This is a genomic window from Mesorhizobium sp. P2_C7 (assembly GCF_056404515.1).
On the sequence record NZ_JBFUDW010000002.1, the window covers coordinates 286809 to 307254 of the forward strand.

19 protein-coding genes and 2 tRNA genes are annotated in these 20446 nt (G+C 64.9%); 15 read left to right on the forward strand and 6 right to left on the reverse strand.

The window, feature by feature from the left end; genetic code table 11:
• Positions 1-18 precede the first annotated feature (18 nt).
• Genes AC1D2G_RS06350 through AC1D2G_RS06365 form a run of 4 tightly spaced genes read left to right on the forward strand, consistent with a single transcriptional unit; the run spans position 19 to position 4869 of the window.
• On the forward strand, positions 19-1116 hold the full coding sequence (locus tag AC1D2G_RS06350; protein WP_095082500.1) for a microcin C ABC transporter permease YejB: 1098 nt from the start codon (positions 19-21) through the stop codon (positions 1114-1116).
• Positions 1116-2261: an ABC transporter permease gene (locus tag AC1D2G_RS06355; RefSeq protein WP_477225310.1), complete on the forward strand. Its 1146-nt coding sequence runs from the start codon at positions 1116-1118 to the stop codon at positions 2259-2261. Before AC1D2G_RS06350 ends, AC1D2G_RS06355 begins: the two co-directional genes overlap by 1 nt.
• Complete coding sequence (locus tag AC1D2G_RS06360; RefSeq protein WP_477305024.1) at positions 2258-3889, forward strand: ABC transporter ATP-binding protein; 1632 nt, start codon at positions 2258-2260, stop codon at positions 3887-3889. The genes AC1D2G_RS06355 and AC1D2G_RS06360 overlap by 4 nt, the downstream gene beginning before the upstream one ends.
• Positions 3890-3927: 38 nt before the next feature.
• A complete protein-coding gene (locus tag AC1D2G_RS06365; protein ID WP_477393365.1) occupies positions 3928-4869 on the forward strand; it encodes a 2-hydroxyacid dehydrogenase in 942 nt (313 codons plus the stop codon).
• 101 nt (positions 4870-4970) lie between these two features.
• Here the strand turns inward: AC1D2G_RS06365 and AC1D2G_RS06370 are convergent, their stop codons facing one another.
• Positions 4971-5327, reverse strand: coding sequence for a hypothetical protein (locus AC1D2G_RS06370; protein ID WP_184877448.1), 357 nt, complete (start codon positions 5325-5327; stop codon positions 4971-4973).
• An 89-nt stretch (positions 5328-5416) separates the two neighbouring features.
• The gene (locus AC1D2G_RS06375) at positions 5417-6367 is read right to left on the reverse strand and encodes a class I SAM-dependent DNA methyltransferase (RefSeq protein ID WP_477412737.1); all 951 of its coding nucleotides are present in this window, start codon (positions 6365-6367) and stop codon (positions 5417-5419) included.
• Positions 6368-6488: 121 nt separating this feature from the next.
• On the opposite strand from AC1D2G_RS06375, the gene AC1D2G_RS06380 reads away from it, so the two are divergent.
• A complete protein-coding gene (locus tag AC1D2G_RS06380; protein ID WP_477412739.1) occupies positions 6489-7496 on the forward strand; it encodes a ligase-associated DNA damage response exonuclease in 1008 nt (335 codons plus the stop codon).
• A gap of 4 nt (positions 7497-7500) precedes the next feature.
• Positions 7501-9102, forward strand: coding sequence for a cisplatin damage response ATP-dependent DNA ligase (locus tag AC1D2G_RS06385; RefSeq protein WP_477412741.1), 1602 nt, complete (start codon positions 7501-7503; stop codon positions 9100-9102).
• A 24-nt stretch (positions 9103-9126) separates the two neighbouring features.
• On the opposite strand, the gene AC1D2G_RS06390 is transcribed toward AC1D2G_RS06385, so the two are convergent.
• Entirely contained in the window at positions 9127-10299 is a 1173-nt protein-coding gene (locus AC1D2G_RS06390) for a hypothetical protein (RefSeq protein WP_477412743.1), read from the reverse strand.
• A 321-nt stretch (positions 10300-10620) separates the two neighbouring features.
• On the opposite strand from AC1D2G_RS06390, the gene AC1D2G_RS06395 reads away from it, so the two are divergent.
• Positions 10621-10696 (forward strand) — tRNA-Thr (locus AC1D2G_RS06395).
• A gap of 88 nt (positions 10697-10784) precedes the next feature.
• Here the strand turns inward: AC1D2G_RS06395 and AC1D2G_RS06400 are convergent.
• Positions 10785-10860 (reverse strand) — tRNA-Cys (locus AC1D2G_RS06400).
• A 150-nt stretch (positions 10861-11010) separates the two neighbouring features.
• Here AC1D2G_RS06400 and AC1D2G_RS06405 point away from each other — a divergent pair.
• From AC1D2G_RS06405 to AC1D2G_RS06440, 8 genes are all read left to right on the forward strand, one after another.
• A complete protein-coding gene (locus AC1D2G_RS06405) occupies positions 11011-11199 on the forward strand; it encodes a YodC family protein (protein ID WP_095082538.1) in 189 nt (62 codons plus the stop codon).
• 238 nt (positions 11200-11437) lie between these two features.
• Positions 11438-11866: an EF-hand domain-containing protein gene (locus AC1D2G_RS06410; RefSeq protein WP_477412745.1), complete on the forward strand. Its 429-nt coding sequence runs from the start codon at positions 11438-11440 to the stop codon at positions 11864-11866.
• Positions 11867-11911: 45 nt separating this feature from the next.
• Positions 11912-12454, forward strand: coding sequence for an RNA polymerase sigma factor (locus tag AC1D2G_RS06415; protein ID WP_477412747.1), 543 nt, complete (start codon positions 11912-11914; stop codon positions 12452-12454).
• A 38-nt stretch (positions 12455-12492) separates the two neighbouring features.
• Positions 12493-12945 carry a hypothetical protein gene (locus tag AC1D2G_RS06420; protein WP_095084282.1) on the forward strand — a complete coding sequence of 151 codons (453 nt, stop codon included), beginning with the start codon at positions 12493-12495 and terminating at the stop codon, positions 12943-12945.
• The gene (locus tag AC1D2G_RS06425) at positions 12942-13397 is read left to right on the forward strand and encodes a periplasmic heavy metal sensor (protein ID WP_477412749.1); all 456 of its coding nucleotides are present in this window, start codon (positions 12942-12944) and stop codon (positions 13395-13397) included. Before AC1D2G_RS06420 ends, AC1D2G_RS06425 begins: the two co-directional genes overlap by 4 nt.
• Positions 13398-13501: 104 nt before the next feature.
• Positions 13502-13780 (forward strand): GCG_CRPN prefix-to-repeats domain-containing protein, encoded by a 279-nt coding sequence (locus AC1D2G_RS06430; RefSeq protein ID WP_095084283.1) that lies wholly within the window; start codon positions 13502-13504, stop codon positions 13778-13780.
• A 119-nt stretch (positions 13781-13899) separates the two neighbouring features.
• Positions 13900-15396 (forward strand): DUF1800 domain-containing protein, encoded by a 1497-nt coding sequence (locus AC1D2G_RS06435; protein ID WP_477393353.1) that lies wholly within the window; start codon positions 13900-13902, stop codon positions 15394-15396.
• 49 nt (positions 15397-15445) lie between these two features.
• On the forward strand, positions 15446-16681 hold the full coding sequence (locus AC1D2G_RS06440; RefSeq protein WP_477412751.1) for a DUF1501 domain-containing protein: 1236 nt from the start codon (positions 15446-15448) through the stop codon (positions 16679-16681).
• Between the two features lie 12 nt (positions 16682-16693).
• Here the strand turns inward: AC1D2G_RS06440 and AC1D2G_RS06445 are convergent, their stop codons facing one another.
• On the reverse strand, positions 16694-18256 hold the full coding sequence (locus tag AC1D2G_RS06445) for an indolepyruvate oxidoreductase subunit beta family protein (RefSeq protein WP_477412753.1): 1563 nt from the start codon (positions 18254-18256) through the stop codon (positions 16694-16696).
• Positions 18249-20402, reverse strand: coding sequence for a thiamine pyrophosphate-dependent enzyme (locus AC1D2G_RS06450; protein ID WP_477412755.1), 2154 nt, complete (start codon positions 20400-20402; stop codon positions 18249-18251). Before AC1D2G_RS06450 ends, AC1D2G_RS06445 begins: the two co-directional genes overlap by 8 nt.
• Between the last annotated feature and the right edge of the window lie 44 nt (positions 20403-20446).

Below are 20446 nucleotides of genomic sequence, written 5' to 3' on the forward strand. Positions count from 1 at the left end.
AGCAGGGCAAAAGACCTGATGGGCGCTTATATCCTGCGCCGCATCCTGTTGATGATCCCGACCCTGTTCGGCATCATGGCGATATCCTTCGCCGTCATCCAGTTCGCGCCGGGCGGCCCGGTCGAGCAGGTCATCGCCCGGCTGACCAACCAGGGCGGCAGCGATCGCCTCGGTGGCGGCGGTGGTGACGCGGTCGGTGGCGCCAATGTCGATGTCGCCGGTGATGTCAGCTCGAAATATCGCGGCGCCCAAGGCCTCGATCCGGAATTCATCAAGAAGCTGGAGAAGCAGTTCGGCTTCGACAAGCCGCCGCTCGAGCGCTTCGGCATGATGTTGTGGAATTATGCGCGCTTCGACTTCGGCGACAGCTATTTCCGCGATATTTCGGTGCTCAACCTGATCCTGGAAAAAATGCCGGTGTCGATCTCGATCGGGCTGTGGATCACGCTTCTGTCCTACCTGATCTCGATCCCGCTCGGCATCCGCAAGGCGGTCAAGGACGGCACGCCTTTCGACGTCTGGACCAGCGGCGTCGTCATTGTCGGCTATGCCATTCCGGGCTTCCTGTTCGGCATCATGCTGATGGTGCTGTTTGCCGGCGGATCGTTCTGGGACTGGTTTCCGCTGCGCGGCCTCACCTCCGACAATTGGGACCAGCTGTCCTGGTCCGGCAAGATCATCGACTATTTCTGGCACATGACCTTGCCGCTGACGGCGCTGGTGCTGTCGGCCTTCGCCACCACGACGCTGTTGACCAAGAACTCGTTCCTGGAAGAGATCCGCAAGCAGTATGTGGTGACGGCGCGCGCCAAGGGCCTGTCGGAGCGGCAGGTGCTCTACGGCCACGTCTTCCGCAACGCCATGCTGATCGTGATTGCCGGTTTTCCGGGCGCCTTCATCTCGGCCTTCTTCACCGGCTCGCTCCTGATCGAGAACATCTTTTCCCTCGATGGGCTCGGCCTGCTCGGCTTCAGGTCGGTGGTCGAGCGCGACTATCCGGTGGTGTTCGCCAATCTCTACATCTTCTCGCTACTCGGGCTGTTCGTCGGATTGCTGTCCGACCTGCTCTACACCTGGGTCGATCCGCGCATCGATTTCGAGCGGAGAGACGTCTGATGTCGGACACAACTGCGACTACGGAGGCCGCACCGGAGCGGATCGCGCGACCGTTCCTGTCGCCGCTCAACAAGCGCCGCCTGCAGAATTTCAGAGCGAACCGGCGCGGCTACTGGTCGCTGTGGATCTTCCTCGTCCTGTTCGTGCTCTCGCTGTTTGCCGAATTCATCGCCAACGACAAGCCGATCATCGCCTCCTACAAGGGCGAAATCCTGTTTCCGGTGCTGGTCGCCTACCCCGAGGAAAAGTTTGGCGGCTTCTACGCTGTCACCGACTATCGCGACCCGGTCATCCAGGACGAGATCAACGCCAATGGCTGGATGATCTGGCCGCCGGTGCGCTACTCCTACCAGACCGTCAACAACGCCATTCCGGAGGCGGCACCGGCCAAGCCGTCCTGGCAATATGACGCCAAGGCGCGCTGCAGCCAGTATCCGCAAGGGGCGGCCGATCCGGCCTGCATCGTCGGCAACTGGAACTGGCTCGGCACCGACGACCAGGCGCGCGACGTGCTGGCGCGCGTCATCTACGGCTTCCGCATTTCGGTGCTGTTCGGCCTGATCCTGACCGCCGGCTCGGCCCTGATCGGCGTCGCGGCCGGCGCCGTGCAGGGTTATTTCGGCGGCTGGACCGATCTCCTGTTCCAACGTTTCATCGAAATCTGGTCGGCGATCCCGGTGCTCTATCTCCTGCTCATCGTCGCCGCCATCCTGCCGCCGGGCTTCTTCATCCTGCTCGGCCTGATGCTGTTGTTCTCCTGGGTGGCGCTGGTCGGCGTGGTGCGGGCCGAGTTCCTACGCGCCCGCAATTTCGAATATGTCAACGCCGCCCGCGCGCTCGGCGTACCCAACCGCACCATCATGTTCCGGCATTTGCTGCCCAACGCCATGGTGGCGACATTGACCTTCATGCCCTTCCTGCTCTCGGGCTCGATCTCGACGCTGACCTCGCTCGACTACCTCGGCTTCGGCCTGCCGCCGGGGTCCGCCTCGCTCGGTGAGTTGCTGAAGCAGGCGCAGCGCAACCTCAATGCGCCGTGGCTCGGCATTTCCGGCTTCGTCGTTATTTCGCTGATGCTGTCGCTGCTGGTGTTCGTCGGTGAGGCGACGCGCGACGCCTTCGATCCGCGCAAGACGTTCCGATGAGCGAAGCACCCCTGCTCAGCGTACAAGACCTCAGCGTCGCCTTTGCGCAAGGTGGACAGCAGTCGCTGGCCGTCGACCACATCTCGTTCGATATCGCCAAGGGCGAGACGGTGGCGCTGGTCGGCGAATCCGGCTCCGGCAAATCGGTGTCGGCGCTGTCGGTGCTGAAGCTGTTGCCCTATCCCAGTGCCAGCCATCCGTCGGGAAAGATCCTGTTCCAGGGCGCCGACCTGCTTGCCATGAGCGAGAAGCAGTTGCGGCAGGTGCGCGGCAACAAGATCACCATGATCTTCCAGGAGCCGATGACTTCACTCAATCCGCTGCACACGATCGAGCAGCAGATCGTCGAAATCCTGAAGCTGCATCAGGGCATGGCCGACCGCCCGGCCAAAGCCCGCACGCTGGCCCTGCTCAACGAGGTCGGCATCCGCGATCCGCAAAAGCGCCTCGATGCCTATCCGCACCAGCTGTCCGGCGGCCAGCGTCAGCGCGTGATGATCGCCATGGCGCTGGCCAACGAACCGGAACTGCTGATCGCCGACGAGCCGACGACGGCACTCGACGTCACCGTGCAGGCGCAGATCCTCGAATTGCTGGCCGGGCTGAAAAGCCGCAAAGGCATGTCGATGCTTTTCATTACCCACGATCTCGGCATCGTGCGCAAGATCGCCGACCGGGTCTGCGTGATGACCAAGGGCAAGATCGTCGAGACCGGCCCGACCAAGGACATCTTTGCCAACCCGCAACACCCCTATACGCGCCATCTGCTGGCCGCCGAGCCGAAAGGCAAGCCGCCGGCGGCCAACGCCGCCGCCAAGCCCGTCATGACCGGCAAGGACATCAAGGTCTGGTTTCCGATCAAGCAGGGCTTCTTCCGGCGCACCGTCGACAATGTGAAGGCGGTCGACGGCATCGATGTCACCGTGCGTGCCGGACAGACGCTTGGCGTGGTCGGCGAATCCGGCTCCGGCAAGACGACGCTCGGCCTGGCGCTGGCGCGGATGATCTCGTCGACCGGGAGCATCCAGTTCAACGGGCGCGACATCAACCAGCTCTCCTTCAACGCCATGCGGCCGCTGCGGCGCGAATTGCAGATCGTCTTCCAGGACCCGTTCGGCTCGCTCAGCCCGCGCATGTCGATCGCTGAGATCATCGAGGAAGGCCTGAAGATCCACGAACCGAAACTGTCGCCCGACCAGCGCGACGCGCGCGTCGCCGACGTGCTGAAGGAAGTGGGGCTCGATCCCGCTACCCGCAACCGCTACCCGCACGAGTTTTCCGGCGGCCAGCGCCAGCGTGTCGCCATTGCGCGCGCCATGGTGCTCAACCCACGCTTCGTCATGCTGGACGAGCCGACATCGGCGCTCGACATGAGCGTGCAGGCGCAGGTCGTCGACCTGTTGCGCAGCCTGCAGGCCAAGCACGACCTCGCCTATCTTTTCATCAGCCACGACCTCAAGGTCATCCGGGCGCTGGCCAACGACGTCATCGTCATGCGCAACGGCAGGATCGTCGAAGCCGGCCCTTCCGAACAGATTTTTGGAAATCCGCAAACCGACTATACTCGGGCGCTGATCTCGGCCGCCTTCAAGATAGAGACGGCGCCGGTCGGCATCGTCAGCGAATAGCCTGGACAACGGGCACGCATAACAGGGAAACTCCATTGATGGAAAAAGGCCGCATCCTGCTTGCCGTCACCGGCTTTCATCCGCAGCGCTGGCGCGAGCTCTTGTCGGCCGAGCGCGAGGTGGTGCTGGAGCCGGACGGCGCCAGCGACCCGTCGATCACCTATGCGGTGGTGTGGAAGCAGAAGCCGAACATTCTGGCATCGCTGCCCAATCTGCGCGCCATCTTCTCGATCGGTGCCGGCGTCGACCATATCTTCGCCGACCCGGGCCTGCCGGATGTGCCGATCGTCAAGGTCGTCGCCGACAACCTCACCCAGTACATGACCGAATATGTCGTCTGGCGGGTGCTCGATCATCATCGCCACGGCCTGCTCTACCGGTCGCAGCAGCCAAAAAAAATCTGGCACGAGCCGCAGCAGCGGCCGGCCAGCGACATTTCGGTCGGCATCATGGGCCTCGGCAATCTCGGCCGCGCCGCCGCCTCGGTGCTTTTGTCGCTCGGCTTTGCCGTCAATGGCTGGTCACGCAGCGAGCGGCCGATGAAAGGCGTAGCGACCTACTCCGGCGAGGCTGGACTGATCCCCTTCCTCAAGGCGACCGATATTCTGGTGGTGCTTTTGCCGCTGACCCCGGACACGCATGGCATCATCAATTACGGCGTGCTGAAGGAACTGAGGAAGCGCAACGGCCTCGGTGGCTCGGTGCTGATCAATGCCGGACGTGGCCGCCTGCAGAAGGACGCCGACATCGTGCGGGCACTGGATGACGGCACGCTAAAGGAGGCGAGCCTCGATGTGTTCGAAGTCGAACCGCTGCCGAAGACCAGCCCGCTGTGGGGACATCCAAAAGTGTTCGTGACGCCGCATTCGGCGGCGACCTCCGATCCTGTCCACCTGGCCCCGATCATGCTGCGCCAGATGGACGCTTTCGAACGCGGCGAAAAGCTCGACAATCTGGTCGACCGTAAAGCGGGGTATTAAGCAATTCCAGGAAATGCGTGAAACGGTTTTCCCGGGAAAAGCGGGTAGCGTTTTCCCTCAGGGAATTGCGTCAAAGCATAGAGAGCGGCGCCTGCCCGATCCTAGCCAGGCAGCAGTTTCTTCTGCTGGTCTGGCTTGCCGCAATCGCGACGATCGATCGACCGGTTCATGGCATCCATCTCGCCGGTCGCCTTGTCGGCGTCTTGCTTGGCCTTGGAGCGCACATCCGGCATGAACGGGCCGAAGCCCATCGCCGGATTGGAGAAGGTGGGCTTCGCCTTCGTCGACAAATTGTGCTGCTGTGCCAGCGCGTTGCGCTGCGCCAGCAGCTGGCCGCAGGGCACGCTGTCATACTGCAGGGAGGACTGGATGTCGGCGTCCTGCCTCTCGGCCATCGAACTGCCCGCGCAGCCGGCGGTCACCAGGCAAGATGCCAAGACAATCATGTTCCAGCGCATCGATTCCGCTCCTCCTGATATCCCGCCTTGATGCGACCAGATCGCAAATATCAGACGCGCATGCAAATCAGACTTTTTCGCAGCACGGATTATCTGCGGGCGCGACTGGAGGGGATCGCAGCCTCGTCCGCCGGTAGCTTGCCTGCCACAACGACCAACCCGTTGACGGGTTCCCGGCGGTCCTGCCGGATCACGGTCGTTTCCAGCGACAGGATCGAAAACCCGTTGGCAGCCAGGATTTCACGCACATAATGTTCCGAATGCGCGTAGCGGCGCGATGGCAGCAACACAAAATCGCCATTGCCAATCAGGCTCTCGACGGAAAAGGCGAACAGGCCATCGCCGGCAAGCAAGCCGGCAACCGTCTTCACCACGCCGTCGAGCGCGCCGACATAGATGAAGACGTCGGCCACCGCCGCCAGATCGGCTTTCGGGCCGGCATAGGAAAAATCCAGCAGATCGGCCTTGGCGAGGAAATCGTAGATGCCCTTGGCCCGCGCCTGCTTCAGCATCCTGGCCGAAATGTCATACCCCTCCAGCCGATCGGCGATCGGCCGCAGCCTCTGCCCCATCAGCCCGGTGCCGCAGCCGAGATCGAGCGCCAGCGGGAAGCGGCCCGGCCTTGTCGACCGAATGGCCCGATCGAGCAATTCGGGCAGCCGATACCCCAGCCTGTCGACCAGTGATTCCTCGAAGCTGTCGGCATAGTGGTCGAACAGCGTCTCGACGAAGGCGCTGGGCAGCGCGCCGGTCTCCGGCGCCTTGCCGATCAACTGCAGGTTCAGTGCGGCGCCTTGACGATCCGTCGGATCGAGTTGCAGCGACATCGTCCATGCCTGGGCGGCGAGGTCCGGCGCACCGGCAGCCTGCTGCATCTCGCCGAGGCGAAACCAGCCCATCGCCCATTGCGGCTTCAGTTCCAGGGCACCGAGCAGCAATTCCGCCGCCGCGGCATGATCGCCGTCCGCATGCAGCATCTCGGCATAATCGGCACGACGATCGGCGTTCAAGTCGCCGGACGAGGCCTGAAGCGGTTTCATGGCAATGGGGTCCTGGGCGATGGATCCTGTTGGCGGATGGAGCCGGCGGTGCTGTATGCGGGAGTCAGCAGTCACTTACAACAGGCTTCCCGCAGCGGAATTATATCCTATCTTGGGGATCATGCGCGCCTCAGACCTGCTCCATCCCCGGCCCGAGGGCCTCTATTGCCCGCCAGGCGATTTCTTCATCGACCCGGTGCGGCCGGTGAACCGGGCGCTGATCACGCATGGTCATTCCGATCATGCGCGTTCCGGCCACCGCTCGGTGCTGGCCACGCAGCAGACGCTCGACATCATGGGCCTGCGCTATGGCGAGGATTTTGCCGACACAACGCAAGCAGCACAGCTCGGCGAGACGATTGTCCTCGATGGTGTCAGCATCAGCTTCCATCCAGCCGGCCATGTGCTTGGCTCGGCGCAGATCGCCGTCGAGCACCAGGGCACGCGCATCGTCGCTTCCGGCGACTACAAGCGGCAGAAAGACGCGACCTGCGCGCCGTTCGAGCCGATCGCGTGCGATGTGTTCATCACCGAGGCAACTTTCGGCCTGCCGGTGTTTCGCCATCCACCCGACACGGAAGAGATCGCCCGCCTGCTGAAATCGGCGACGCAGTTTCCCGATCGCTCGCATCTGGTCGGCGCCTATGCGCTGGGAAAGGCGCAGCGGGTGATGCGGCTGTTGCGCGACGCCGGCTACGACCGGCCGATCTACATCCATGGCGCGCTGGCCAGGCTCAGCGAATATTATCAGAGCCAGGGCATCGAGCTCGGAACGCTAGAACCGGCTACCGTGGAGGGCGGCAAGCAGGATTTCGCGGGCGCCATCGTGGTCGGTCCGCCTTCGGCTTTCGCCGACCGCTGGGCGCGGCGCTTTCCCGATCCGATCTCGTGCTTTGCCTCAGGCTGGATGCGCATCCGCCAACGTGCCAAGCAAGGCGGCGTCGAACTGCCGCTGATCATCTCGGACCACGCCGACTGGGACGAACTGACCGCCACCATCAAGGAGACCGGAGCCGAGGAGATCTGGGTGACGCATGGCCGCGAGGAAGCGCTGGTGCGCTGGTGCGAACTCGAAGGCATCGCCGCACGACCGCTGCATCTGGTCGGCTACGAGGACGAGGGCGATTGAGGGCATGAACCGCTTCGCCGAACTTCTCGATCGCCTGGTGCTGACGCCGTCGCGCAACGGCAAGTTGACGCTGCTGACCGACTATTTCCGCAGCGTGGGGGATCCCGACCGTGGCCTGGCGCTGGCTGCCATCACCGGCGATCTCAACATCGCCGCGGTCAAGCCGGCGATGCTGCGCACCCTGGTCACCGAGCGCATGGACCCGGTGCTGTTCGGCTATTCCTACGACTATGTCGGCGACCTTGCCGAAACGGTGTCGCTGGTCTGGCCGCAAACGCCCGGAAACATCCCGAACCGCGAGCCGACGCTCGGCGAAGTCGTCGCCAGGCTGCAGGCGGCAAGCCGCTCCGACGGACCGAAGGTGCTGTCCGGACTGCTCGACAGCGCCGGCATCTCGGCGCGCTTTGCCATCATCAAGCTGGTCACCGGCGGCCTGCGCATCGGCGTGTCGGCGCGGCTGGCCAAACAGGCGCTGGCGGATTTCGGCAAGGTCGATGTCACCGAGATCGAGGAGCTTTGGCATGGGCTGTCGCCGCCTTATACGGCGCTGTTCGCCTGGCTGGAAGGCAAGGCCGAAAAACCCAGGAATACGGCGATGGCCCTGTTTCGCCCGGTCATGCTGTCGAACCCGGTCGGCGACGGCGATCTCGAAAAGCTCGACCCCGCGGACTATGCGGCCGAATGGAAATGGGACGGCATCCGCGTCCAGGCGGTGGCCGAAGGCGGTATCCGCCGGCTCTATTCGCGCACCGGTGACGATGTCTCCGGCGCCTTTCCGGACCTCGCCGATGCCATGCATTTCTCCGCAACGCTGGACGGCGAACTGCTGGTCGGCGATCCCCGGCTGGCGACCGGCACCTTCTCGGACCTGCAGCAAAGGCTGAACCGCAAGACGGTGACGCCGAAGATGCAGCAGCAATTTCCAGCCTTCATGCGCTGCTACGACGTGCTGCAGATCGGCGACGAGGATTTGCGCGCACTGCCGTTTCGTGAGCGGCGCGGCCGCCTGGAAACCTTTGTCGGAACGCTCGACCCGAGCCGTTTCGATCTTTCGCCGTTTGTCGACTTCGCCGACTGGCAGGCGCTGGAGGAGCTGCGCCGGGCACCGCCGCATCCGATAATCGAGGGCGTCATGCTGAAGCGCTGGGACTCGCCCTATGTCGCCGGGCGGCCGAAAGGCCCGTGGTTCAAATGGAAGCGCGATCCGCACACGGTGGATGCCGTGCTGATGTACGCGCAGCGCGGCCATGGCAAGCGATCGAGCTTCTACTCGGACTACACGTTCGGCGTCTGGTCCGGCGGGGAAGGCGAGGAGGAACTGGTGCCGGTCGGCAAGGCCTATTTCGGCTTCACCGACGAAGAGCTGAAGCAGATCGACAAATATGTCCGCGACAATACCGTCGAGCGTTTCGGGCCTGTGCGCTCGGTGCGGGCCGACCGCGACAACGGCCTGGTGCTGGAAGTCGCCTTCGAAGGCCTCAACCGCTCGACCCGGCACAAATCCGGCGTCGCCATGCGCTTTCCCCGCATTTCGCGGCTGCGCTGGGACAAGCCGGCCAACGAGGCCGACCGCATCGAGACGCTGCAGGCGCTGCTCGATCGCTAAGTCGCTTGTCCTGCATGGATGCGCTTACGGCTCGACCGAGACCCGGATTTCGTAGATGTCCGCCGCCTTGCCCTGTTTGTCGAAGTCGGAATTGACGGCGATCGTGCCGGCCGAGCCCGGGTGCTTCTTGGGAAACTGCACGTCGAACAGGTATTCGTTCTGCTGCTGGCCGACCGCGTAGCGCTTGCGGCCGCAGTCGCCCAGTTCGCCGAAGTTGCAGTCGACGGAAATCTGCGTCTCCTTGCCTTCTTCGGAGCGTGCAATGATGTCGAACACGGCATGCTTGCCCGCGAGCTGTTCCAGCACGCCTTGCCCGACATCGAAGCTGATCGCCGAACCGGAGGCTCCGGAACGGATGCGCAGGAACGACCCGGTGTCGTCCTTCATCACTTCGGCCTTGGCATCCGACGGGGCGCTGACATGCGACGCGTCGGTTGGCGAAAACACGTTGATCCAGTCGCGCGACTGGTCCGCGGCACCGGGCTTTGCTGGGCCGGTGTCGCCATCGGCCGGTGTGAAGTCGTCGTCGTTGACGGTCGGCGGCGCTTCGGGCGGAGCGGTGTCGAGCTGCGCCTGTGTCTTGAACACACCGGTCTGCACGGCGAAGAACAGGCCGATACCGACAGCGGCAAGCAGAGTCACGGTCAGGAAGATGGCGGTCAGCGGCAGGCGACGCCCCCTTATGCGCCGTTCATCGCGATCGGGCGCCACTTCCGTCGCGGCCTCGGCCGAGTCGGGAGCAGACATGTCGATGGCTGGCGCGCCGGGAAGGCCGGCGTCCGGCATGATGTCGGGAACGACTGGCAGCACACGCGAGCGAGGCGCATCGGAGGCGGATTGCACGGGCTCGTCAACGACAACGACGGGTGATGCCGGTTGCCCGGTCTCAACCGCAGGAGCGGGGTCCGCAGCCACCTCGACCGCAGGAGCCGGGTCCCCGCCAAGTTCGACCGTCGGCGCATCGCCCTGCGGGCCGACATCCGGCACCGCCGGCAGATACTCGGATTCGATTTCGGTGATTTTCGCCTGTATCGCCTTGCGGCGCTTGATGGCGACTTCCACCGTCACGTCGGGATTGGCCTGGAGCGCACGGTCGAGCGCGGCAAAAGCCGATCTATAGACCCTTTCGCGGAACGCGCGGTCCTCGGCGTTGCCTTTCTCGAAGGCATTCCGGATCGCCTTTTCGATTGCGTCCAAGCGGATCCCTCTGCACGTTTGCCCAAACCTTGCCATGATCGTTAGCCGCAGGCGACCAATCAATCAACGGGCGAGCGGTGCATTCTGCCTTGTCAGGGTGTGCAAAGTCCATTCCGACGCTGTTCCGGCAACGAAATCAGCGTGTTTCATCAATTTTCACCAGCAGGAGGGTGCGAACCGCGCGAGCCTGACTCGGCGACCGATTGGCGAGCAACGCGGCGGACGGCTTTCGACGGCCTCGCATGAATTGCCAAGTCGCATCTTGAATTCGCCGCCGGTTGAGTCTATCACCCCCGCATCTTGGAGGCTCTGGCCTCCCGGGCCGCTTTAGCTCAGTTGGTAGAGCACATCATTCGTAATGATGGGGTCAGGTGTTCGAGTCACCTAAGCGGCACCATTCCTTCAAGCAGCAATCAATGGCGCCGTCACTGGGCCGAGCCTCGGCTCCGGCCGTTCGCTGCTTTTGTCGGACAGGTAAGTGAGGATGGAGGCCTCGCCTCGGGATCGAACCGAGGCTTCAGAGATTTGCAGTCTCCAGCGTAGCCGCTCCGCCACGAGGCCATCGCTGTCCAAGTAGCAGCCTAATATTTACGGAAAGGTTAAGGCCGAACCGCCGCTGGAGCAACGGCTTGCAGCGCCGGCGAGGCATATCGGCCATTGTCGAGGCCCCGGTTTGGTGTGAAACTCTAAGCCTCTGAATGGAGGTCGAAAATGCCCAACAATTTCAAGACCGGAGACGTCGTCAGGCTGAAGTCCGGAGGCCCGAAAATGACCATAAGCGACGGCGCGGCCTCGGGCATATTCATGTGCCATTGGTTCAACCGCGAGGGTGACGTGTGGACCCCGCAACATGCCGGCTTCAAGCCAGACCAGCTGGTCGCGGCCGACCAATCAGACTAGGTCCCTGCCGACGCGGTTTTGCTTGCTTGAACCGGCGCCAAACCTGGCACGGGTTCACGTCCAGCGCTGAGGCGCCGGGTTTGGCACGTCAATGCGGCCATCGACGGAGCCCTTGCATCCAGGAAATGCGTCCGAAACAAGATTGCGCGACCGACGGATTTCCGCCGTCGCGGCGTTTAACGGTTGAAGCGTGACCTCGGCTCAAGCCGTGGCCACGCGCCACCGGAGACGCCAACGCATGATACGCCGTTCGATACTTGCCGCTGCCTTGAGCCTGCTGACCGTAGCGGCTCTCGCCCAGACAGCGACGCAGCCGCCTGCCGCGACGCCGCCGGTTGCCGCAACAGCCATGCCAAAGGCCAGGTCCGACATCACGCTGGCCAAATTCCAGAAGCGGCGCGAAAAGGCGATCATGGCTGCCGACACGGATGGCGACGGCAAGATCAGCCTGCTGGAATGGGAAGCCTTTCAAGCCAAGCGCAACATCAAGGGCGACCCCGTCAAATCCTTCGCGCGTCTCGATTCCAACCATGACGGCTTCATCGATCGCGCCGAACTCGATGCCTTCTTTGCCAAGCGCTTTGCCAGGCTCGACAAGAATTCCGACGGCGTCCTGACGGCCGACGAACTGCCGGGCCACAAAACCGCTCCCAAGCAGGAGCAATGACCAAGAGGCAATGACGTGCGATGAACATCGGGAGTGCGCCGGCTGATGAGCGCCGATCCGGACGAGGAGCTGGTTCGCCGCGTCGGCGCCGGCGATCCGGCAGCCGTGCAGACGCTCATCGCGCGCAAACTGCCGCGCATCCTGGCGCTTGCGGTGCGCATGCTCGGCGATGCTGCGGAGGCGGAGGATGTCGCGCAGGAGACCTTCGTGCGGATCTGGCGCCATGCCTCGGGCTGGCGGCGCGGCAATGCGCGCTTCGACAGCTGGATCCACCGGGTGACGCTGAACCTCTGCTACGACCGGCTGCGCCGCAAGCGCGAATGGGTGACCGACGACCTGCCGGAGATGGTCGATCCCGCGGCCCTTCCCGATGCCCATCCGCAGGACGACGCGCAGCGGGTAGAGCGGGCGCTGCAACGCATAGCGCCGCGCCAGCGCGAAGCGATCGTCCTGGTCTATTACCAGGAGATGTCCAACGTCGAGGCAGCAGCGACCCTGGAGATCAGCGTCGACGCCCTGGAGAGCCTGCTTTCGCGCGGCCGGCGGTCGCTGCAGACGATCCTGGCCAGGGATGGCGCCGATGAGTGAGAACCGGGCAAGCGGCACCGATGGGCAAGGGGGAGACCATGGCTGAAGGGTCCAGGAACGAACCGGCAATGGATGCCACGCGCTTTGCGGCCCTGGCAGAGGCCTATGGCAGTGACTTGCGGCGATGGCCGGAGGCTGAACGGGTGGCCGCCGCGATCTTTGCGCCGAGCGAGACTGGCCAGGCCATTTTGCAGCATGCCAGGAGACTTGACGCCCTGCTGGACGGCTACCGCGTCGGCGCGCCCGACAAGGCCCTGCACGGCAGCATCGTCCAGGCCGCCGGCCGGTACCTCGCCCAACGCCGGCGCCAGCGGTTCTGGTGGCTCGGACTGGGGCTTGCCGGCATTGGCCTGGCCGGCGCTGTGGCCGGATTGGCCCTGGTGAGCATCGTCACGCCCGAGGTCCAGCCGGACCACTATGTGCTGGACGCCAATGCGACGGCGTTCGGCGACGCCAGCCCGGACCGCGACGCGATCGAGGAAGACCTATGAGCATGAGCCGAAACCTTGTCACCCTGTCGGTGGTGCTCAACGTCTTCCTGGCCGGGGCGCTTGCCGGCGGGGCCGTCTGGATAAGAAGCGGCAAGTCAGGTCAGGGTTACTCATTGGAGACGGCCGGTGGCCGGCTTCCCGAGCAGGATCGCTCGGTGTTCCGCGAGGCGTTGCGCGACGTTCGCCGCGAATCCCGTCAGGTCATCCTCGACGGCCAGCAAGCCAGGCGCGAGGCGGCAGACCTGCTGCGACAGCCGGTTCTGGACGCGACGGCCCTGTCGGCGGCGCTGGAGCGGGCGCGCAATGCCGACGTCACCGTGCGCATGCGGCTTGAGCAGCGTATCGTCGAGTTCGCGGCGGCAACTTCCGCCGAGGGCCGCCGCGTGCTGGCGGAAGGGCTCACCAGACGCGCTGGGTCGCAACTGTCGGCGGTGCCAAAAAAATCGCCGTGACGACCGACGGAAAGCGCCGACGACGCCGTTTAACAGGAGAAGGGCAGGACCTGCCGGACCATGTGCGTGCAGGTTTTCAACCTCGGACACTTCGGAGTATGGCCATGAATTATTTGACAAAATACGTGCTCACCGCGGCTCTCGCCGTGACCGGAACGGTTGCGACGGCTGCGGCATCCTCGGCGATGCCAATGGCGCCGCTTGCCGCGCCGGCGCTGGTCGAGCATGCCGCCTGGGGCTGCGGTCCGGGCTGGCATCCCAATCCCTGGGGACGCTGCGTGCCCAATCGTGTGGTGGTCTACCCTCGTTACATCTATCGGCATGGCCCGGCCTTCTACGCCTGGCATCGGCACCATGTCTGGCACCGCCGGCATCACTGGTAGGATGCGCGTCGGGGGTCGGCCACTCCGTGCCGGCCTCCTCCCCCTGTTGACTATGCTCGAAACGGCTCGAACGAGCCTCATGCGCCAGGCGCTTGAGGCTCAGGCGATGGAGAGCTGACTTGACTGTCCCGGCCTCCAATTCCCTGCCACCAGATCCGGTACTCGTCGCATTCAACCGCTTCGGGCTTGGTGCAAGGCCCGGCGACCGCGAGATGCTGGCCGGCGATCCGCGCGGCTATCTCAGGGCGGAACTGCGGCAAGCCGACATCGCCATGATCTCGCTTGACGATCCGGCCTATACCGGCTTGCTGGGCAGCACGCCGGCCATCCAGGCCAGCATGGCGGCAAATTTCCAGCTCCAGCGCCAGCGCACGGCCGCCGCGGCAGCGCAGCCAGCGACCGCGAGCGCCCAAGCTGTGCCCGCACAGGCCCTGCCCGCCCAGATCACGCCAGCCCACCCCGCGCTTGCGCCTGCCCCCACCGACAAACCCGTCGTGCCGCAGGTCGAGGCGACGTTGTTCCGGGCGGAAGCACAGGCGCGCTTCGACAAGGCCGTTCGGGCGAAGGCCGGCTTCGTCGAACGGCTCGTCTGTTTCTGGTCGAACCATTTCTGTGTTTCGGTGGCGAAGGACATCCTCATTGAAGCCAGCGCCGGTGCCTTCGAGCGGGAGGCCATCCGCCCTTTCGTGCTCGGCCGCTTTGCCGACATGCTGCTGGCGGTGGAGCATCATCCGGCGATGCTGCTCAATCTCGACAACCAGCAGTCGGTCGGGCCGGACTCTCGTGCGGGTAGCAACCGCAAGCGCGGGCTCAATGAAAACCTCGCCCGTGAAATCCTGGAACTGCACACGCTCGGCGTCGGCAGCGGCTACAGCCAGGCCGATGTCACCAGTTTCGCACGCATCCTTACAGGCTGGACGATGGCCGGGCGCGACGGGCGGCTGGGCGAGCCCGGCAATTTTGTCTTCAACGCAAACGCACATGAGCCGGGGGATGCAGTGCTGCTCGGCAAGGCCTATCCTGCCGGCGGCATGGGACAGGCGGAGGCCGCGCTGAACGATATCGCCCGCCACCCGGCAACGGCACTGCATATCGCCACCAAGCTGGCCCGCCATTTCATCGCCGACACGCCGCCGCCGTCTGCAATCGCCCGCCTCGCCAAGGTCTTCGCCAAGACCGACGGCAATCTGCGGGCGCTGGCCGCCGCCCTCATCGCCATGCCGGAGGCGTGGTCGACGCCGTTGGCGAAGATGCGGTCGCCCTTCGACTATGTCGTCGCCATCCGAAGGGCGACCGGCCCCGGTCCGGCCAACGATCCCGGCCAGTCGCTCGGCTGGCTCAACGCGCTGGGCGAGCCGCTGTGGCAACCGCCGGGGCCGAACGGCTTTCCCGACGGGGTCGACGGCTGGGCATCGGCGGAGGGCATGAAGGTCCGCCTCGACATCGCCTGGCAGGCAGCGCGGCAGGCTAGGGATATCGGCAATCCCAACGACATGCTCGATGTGCTGATCGGCCCTGCCGCCTCAGCGGAGACGAGGCAAGCGATCGCAAGGGCCGAATCCAAGCAGCAAGGGCTGGCGCTGTTGCTGATGGCTCCGGAATTCCAACGACGATAATTCCAGCGCAGATAGTTCCAGCGAAGATCGCTGCCGTGGAGACGAAATCATGAGCCTGCTGTGCGAAACACCGGATCCCTCCCGCCGCGCGATATTGATGACCGGCGGCGCGCTGTTTGCCTGGGCCTACATGCCCCGCTTTGCCCGTGCCGCCGACAATCGCGATCCGCGCCTGATCGTCATCGTGCTGCGCGGCGCGCTGGACGGGCTCTCAGCGGTCGGTCCGGTCGGCGATCCCGACTATGCCGGCCTGCATGGCGACATCGCCTTGTCGCTAAGCGGTCCGCATGCGGCGCTGCCGCTCGACGGCTTCTTCGCGCTCAATCCGGCGATGCCGGTGTTTGCGCGGCTGTATGGGAATAACCAGGCGGCGGTCGTGCATGCGGCCGCGACCGGCTATCGCGAGCGCTCGCATTTCGATGGCCAGGATGTGCTGGAAAGCGGCTTTGCAGGCCCCGGCCATGTCACGACCGGCTGGCTCAATCGAGCGCTGGAAAACCTGCCAGAAGGCGACCGCGTGGCAACGCTTGGCGGTCTGGCCGTCGGGCCGTCGACACCACTGGTGATCCGTGGGGCGGCGCCGGTGCTTGGCTGGGCGCCTCTATCGCTGCCGACGCCCGCCGACGGGCTCGCGTCGCGCGTTCTCGATCTCTACCAGCACCGCGACCCGGTTCTCGCGGTGGCGCTGCAAAAGGGGCTCGACGCCGACCGGATGGCCGTGGACGACAAGATGGGCAAGACAATGAAGCCGAAGGGCGGCCTCGACAGTGCGGCGGGGATGCGGCAAGCGGCACAAGGCGCCGCCAGGCTGATCGCGGCCGATGACGGGCCGCGCGTTGCGGCCCTGGCCTTCGATGGCTGGGACACGCATGTCAATGAAGGCGGTGCGACCGGCCGGCTCGCCACCTTGCTCGGCGGCCTCGACGGCGTCTTCGAGGAATTCGAGAAGGGCTTGGGCGAGCGCTGGAAGGACACGGCGATCGTCACCATCACCGAATTTGGGCGCACGGCGCAGGTCAACGGCACCGTCGGCACCGATCACGGCACCGGCACCGTTGTGCTGCTGGCCGGCGGCGCGATCAAGGGCGGCCGCGTCATCGCCGACTGGCCGGGGTTGAAGCCGGCTCAGCTTTACGAACAACGCGATCTCGCGCCGACCAGTGATGTCAGGGCAGTGCTGAAAGGGTTGCTTGCCGATCAGTTCGGCCTTTCCGCCGCGGTCCTCGGCGACAAGGTGTTTCCCGATTCCGCTGCAGTGAAGCCGATGCGAGGGCTCGTCGCCTGAAGTAGCCTTGCTTCAGAGCGACGCCACGGTCTTCAGCGCGCCGTCGAGCATGTCGCCCTTCTCGTCCTTCAGTGCCGCCTCGCGCAGGCGGTGGATCCAGTCGGCGGCATCCGGACGGCCCTTGACCAGATCGAGCGCCGACAGCACCCGGTCGAACTTCGACTGGGCGCGGACGTGGGTGTCGCTGTAGCCTTTGATCAGCCGGCGGCAGTTGAGGATTTCGACGGCCAGCGCGTAGTCCACCGGCACGTAGCCGAGTGCCAGCGCGTACCAGAGTTCGAGATGCCTGATCTCCACCTGGTGACGCAGCAGGCGGCGGCGCCAGCGGCGCAGGCCACCGATGAACCACAGCGCGGCAAATCCGGCGAAACTGTCGGTGCGGATGCGGCGGCCATGGTTGATGCGGCGGTCGAGAAAGGCGGCGAGCTTAGGCCGGTTCTCGATGTAGCTGCCTAAGTTTGCCGGCAAAGTACCGCAGAACTCCTCGATGCGCGGATGGAAATATTCGGTCACCTGCAGAACCGAACCGTCCTTGACGCCGACCTCGCGGCGCACCCGCCGGTCGCGCGTCGAGCGCGTCTTGAGATCGGCGACACGGATCATGTCGTCGTAGCACATGGCGTTGGCCAGATGCTTCGCGGCAGCGACCGACAAGTCATATCCGCGATCCGGCCCGTCCAGCGCGATGGCCTTGTCCAGCCGGTCGAGATATTCGCCCCCATAGGCGATGTCCTGATAGTCGACGACCTTTCTCAGGCCCCTGAGCGCCATGTTGCGCACCGCCTCGGGCATCATATCGATGCGGGCGGCCAAGGCCTGCCAGCCTTGCAGCAGATTTTGCGGGCCACTCACCTGCCCTACGCCCAGCGCAGATCCGACAGCCGCCGGCTCTGCCATCTTTGGCGTCGGTGCCGCCGTGCCGCGCGCGCGGTCGAACGCAGCGCCGAAGGCGGCAAGGCTGGCCTTGACGCCGCGGCCGCCGGCACCGATCGCGTGCTCGTAGCTCTCGCGGGTGAACGGCAGCGCGTCGGACCCGGCCAGCGCGCCAAGCAGGCTGGCGGAGATCATCGAGCCATTGTCGGCGGCGATCTTCTCCATGTCGAAAGCGATGAAGCGCTTCGAGGCGGCTTCCGCCGTCGCATGCACTTTCGAGGAGGACGCCCGGCCGTCGCCAGGCTCGATCTTTTCCGAGACGGCGGCGATGCGGTGCGAGGACGCGATCAGCGTCGTCCGCTCTGGCGTGACGAAGCCGCGGATGATGGCGCGGCCAGCCTCCATCAGCTCCGCCGCGATCAGGATGTCTACGTCGCCTTGCGAGGGCGACAGCGCGAAGACCGGCAGCCGGCCGGTGTCTCGGGCCATCTCGACATAGTAGATGGTGGCGCCGGTGCGCTGGGCGACGCCGGCGACCGAGGTCGATTGCGCGATGTAGCCGTTGCGCTCGGCGACGTCGGTGATCCAGTCGGCCAGCACGCCACCACCCTGGCCGCCGACCGCCAGCACGGCAAGCTTGATGACGCGCTCGTCGTCGTGAGCGCCGGCTCGGGGGCGGAATGGCGGGACAGCGTCAAGCATCGGCGAAGGTCAGGCGCCGGCTTTCGCGGCGGCGCTGCAACAGGCTGATGGTGGCGCGCCGCGCCGCTTCGAGGAAGCGGTCCCAGCGGCCCGGATTGTGCACGACATCGGCGCGGTAGAAGGAGGGGCACAGCACCGCCGCATCGGCGACCTCGCCGCAATTGCCGCAACCGACGCAGCTCTGATCGATATGGGCCACCGGATCGTCGCGCAGCGGATCGTCGAGCGACTTCACCGACAGCGACGGGCAACCGGACAGCCGCATGCAGGCATGGTCACCGGTGCAGATGTCTTCGTCGATGCCGAACTTCGGCTTCACCACGCGCTCGCCCCCCTTGATCGCCTTGTCGACAAGGGGCTTTTCGCGGCGCTGCCGGTTGAGCATGCATTCGGACGAGGCAACGATGACCTTCGGTCCCTTCTCGTCGGTGGTCAGCGCCTCGCGCAGCGTGTCCTGCATTTTGGTCACGTCATAGGTGCGGTCGATGTGGCGCAACCATTTGACACCCATGCCTTTCACCGCCTCGGTGATCGGATGCTTCGTCGACTTGGTCTTGTTGCCCGCGCGCGACGACAGAATATCCTGCCCTCCGGTGGCGGCCGAATAGAAATTGTCGACGATGATGATGACGCCATCGTTCTTGTTGAACACGGCATTGCCGATCGAGGAGGTCAGGCCGTTGTGCCAGAAGCCGCCGTCGCCGACGAAGGAGATCGAGCGGCGCTTGGCGTCGGGCGAATTGAAGGCCGAGGCCGAGGCCGGCCCCAGCCCATAGCCCATGGTGGTGGCGCCGAGCTCGAATGGCGGCATGATCGAGAACAGGTGGCAGCCGATGTCGGATGCGATGTGGTGCTTGCCGAGTTCCTGCTCGACCAGCTTGGTGGCGGCAAAGATCGGTCGTTCCGGGCAGCCGATGCAGAAGCCCGGCGGACGACCCGGCACGACGTTGATCAGGTCGGCAGTATCGACGCCGTCGCCGACCTTGTTGGGCGCGCGCACCTCGCCCGGCAACAGATGCGGTGCCTCGGCGCGCAGGAAGGCTCCGATGCCGTCGAGCAGGACCTGGCCAGTGTATTCACCGGCCATCGGCAGATGCTCCTTGCCGACCAGCCTGGTGCCGCGCCCGGCCTTGTGCAGCATCGCCGCAAAGGCCTGCTCGATGTAGTTGGGCTGGCCTTCCTCGACGACCAGCACGGACTGCTTGCCCTCACAGAAGGACAGGAACTCGTCGTCGATCAGCGGATAGACGGCGTTGAGCACGTAGAGCGGCACGTCGGTGTCGCCATAGGTGTCGGCGAGGCCGAGACGCTGCAGCGCGCGGATGACCGAATTGTACATGCCGCCCTGCATGACGATGCCGACCGAGCCATGATCCGAGCCGAACATCTCGTTGATCTTGTTCTTGCGGATGAAATCCACCGCCGCCGGCCAGCGCTTCTGCACCTTCTCCTTCTCGTGCAGGAAGGAGGCGGGCGGCAGCACGATGCGGCCGGTGTCGCGGCGTGGCGCGTCGAGCGCATCGGCCACCGTCATCGGCGGCCGCTTGTTGTCCTTGGCGATGAAATGGCCATGGACATGACAGCAGCGGATGCGGACCTGCAGCATGACCGGCGTGTTGGAAATCTCGGACAGCTCGAAGCCGTCCTCCACCGCCTTGACGATCGACGGTAAATTGGGGCGCGGGTCGAGCAGCCAGACCTGGCTCTTCATGGCGAAGGCGTGGCTGCGCTCCTGCATGATCGAGGAGCCCTCGCCATAATCCTCGCCGACAATGATCAGCGCACCGCCGGTGACGCCGCCGGACGCCAGATTGGCGAGCGCATCGGAGGCGACATTGGTGCCGACGGTCGACTTGAAGGTCGCCGCCCCGCGGATCGGGTAATGCACCGATGCGGCCAGCATGGCGGTGGCGGTGGCTTCCGAAGCGCTGGCTTCGAAATGCACGCCGAGCTCGCCCAGAATGTCCTGCGCGTCGGCCAGCACGTCCATAAGATGGCTGATCGGCGCGCCCTGATAGCCGCCGACATAGCCGACGCCGCATTGCAGCAGCGCCTTGGTGATGGCGAGAATGCCTTCGCCGGCAAATTCCTCGCCGGACCCGAGCCGCAGCTTTTCGACTTCCTTGGCAAAAGACCGTTCGGCCATTTCTTTCTCCCTTCCGTTACCGCCGGCGCCGGCGGCGCGTAGGT

Coding starts and splice junctions, on each gene's coding strand:
- AC1D2G_RS06350 (WP_095082500.1), top strand. CDS start 19: ATGGGCGCTTATATCCTGCGCCGCATCCTGTTGATGATCCCGACCCTG.
- AC1D2G_RS06355 (WP_477225310.1), top strand. CDS start 1,116: ATGTCGGACACAACTGCGACTACGGAGGCCGCACCGGAGCGGATCGCG.
- AC1D2G_RS06360 (WP_477305024.1), top strand. CDS start 2,258: ATGAGCGAAGCACCCCTGCTCAGCGTACAAGACCTCAGCGTCGCCTTT.
- AC1D2G_RS06365 (WP_477393365.1), top strand. CDS start 3,928: ATGGAAAAAGGCCGCATCCTGCTTGCCGTCACCGGCTTTCATCCGCAG.
- AC1D2G_RS06370 (WP_184877448.1), bottom strand. CDS start 5,327: ATGCGCTGGAACATGATTGTCTTGGCATCTTGCCTGGTGACCGCCGGC.
- AC1D2G_RS06375 (WP_477412737.1), bottom strand. CDS start 6,367: ATGAAACCGCTTCAGGCCTCGTCCGGCGACTTGAACGCCGATCGTCGT.
- AC1D2G_RS06380 (WP_477412739.1), top strand. CDS start 6,489: ATGCGCGCCTCAGACCTGCTCCATCCCCGGCCCGAGGGCCTCTATTGC.
- AC1D2G_RS06385 (WP_477412741.1), top strand. CDS start 7,501: ATGAACCGCTTCGCCGAACTTCTCGATCGCCTGGTGCTGACGCCGTCG.
- AC1D2G_RS06405 (WP_095082538.1), top strand. CDS start 11,011: ATGCCCAACAATTTCAAGACCGGAGACGTCGTCAGGCTGAAGTCCGGA.
- AC1D2G_RS06410 (WP_477412745.1), top strand. CDS start 11,438: ATGATACGCCGTTCGATACTTGCCGCTGCCTTGAGCCTGCTGACCGTA.
- AC1D2G_RS06415 (WP_477412747.1), top strand. CDS start 11,912: ATGAGCGCCGATCCGGACGAGGAGCTGGTTCGCCGCGTCGGCGCCGGC.
- AC1D2G_RS06420 (WP_095084282.1), top strand. CDS start 12,493: ATGGCTGAAGGGTCCAGGAACGAACCGGCAATGGATGCCACGCGCTTT.
- AC1D2G_RS06425 (WP_477412749.1), top strand. CDS start 12,942: ATGAGCATGAGCCGAAACCTTGTCACCCTGTCGGTGGTGCTCAACGTC.
- AC1D2G_RS06430 (WP_095084283.1), top strand. CDS start 13,502: ATGAATTATTTGACAAAATACGTGCTCACCGCGGCTCTCGCCGTGACC.
- AC1D2G_RS06440 (WP_477412751.1), top strand. CDS start 15,446: ATGAGCCTGCTGTGCGAAACACCGGATCCCTCCCGCCGCGCGATATTG.
- AC1D2G_RS06445 (WP_477412753.1), bottom strand. CDS start 18,256: ATGCTTGACGCTGTCCCGCCATTCCGCCCCCGAGCCGGCGCTCACGAC.
- AC1D2G_RS06450 (WP_477412755.1), bottom strand. CDS start 20,402: ATGGCCGAACGGTCTTTTGCCAAGGAAGTCGAAAAGCTGCGGCTCGGG.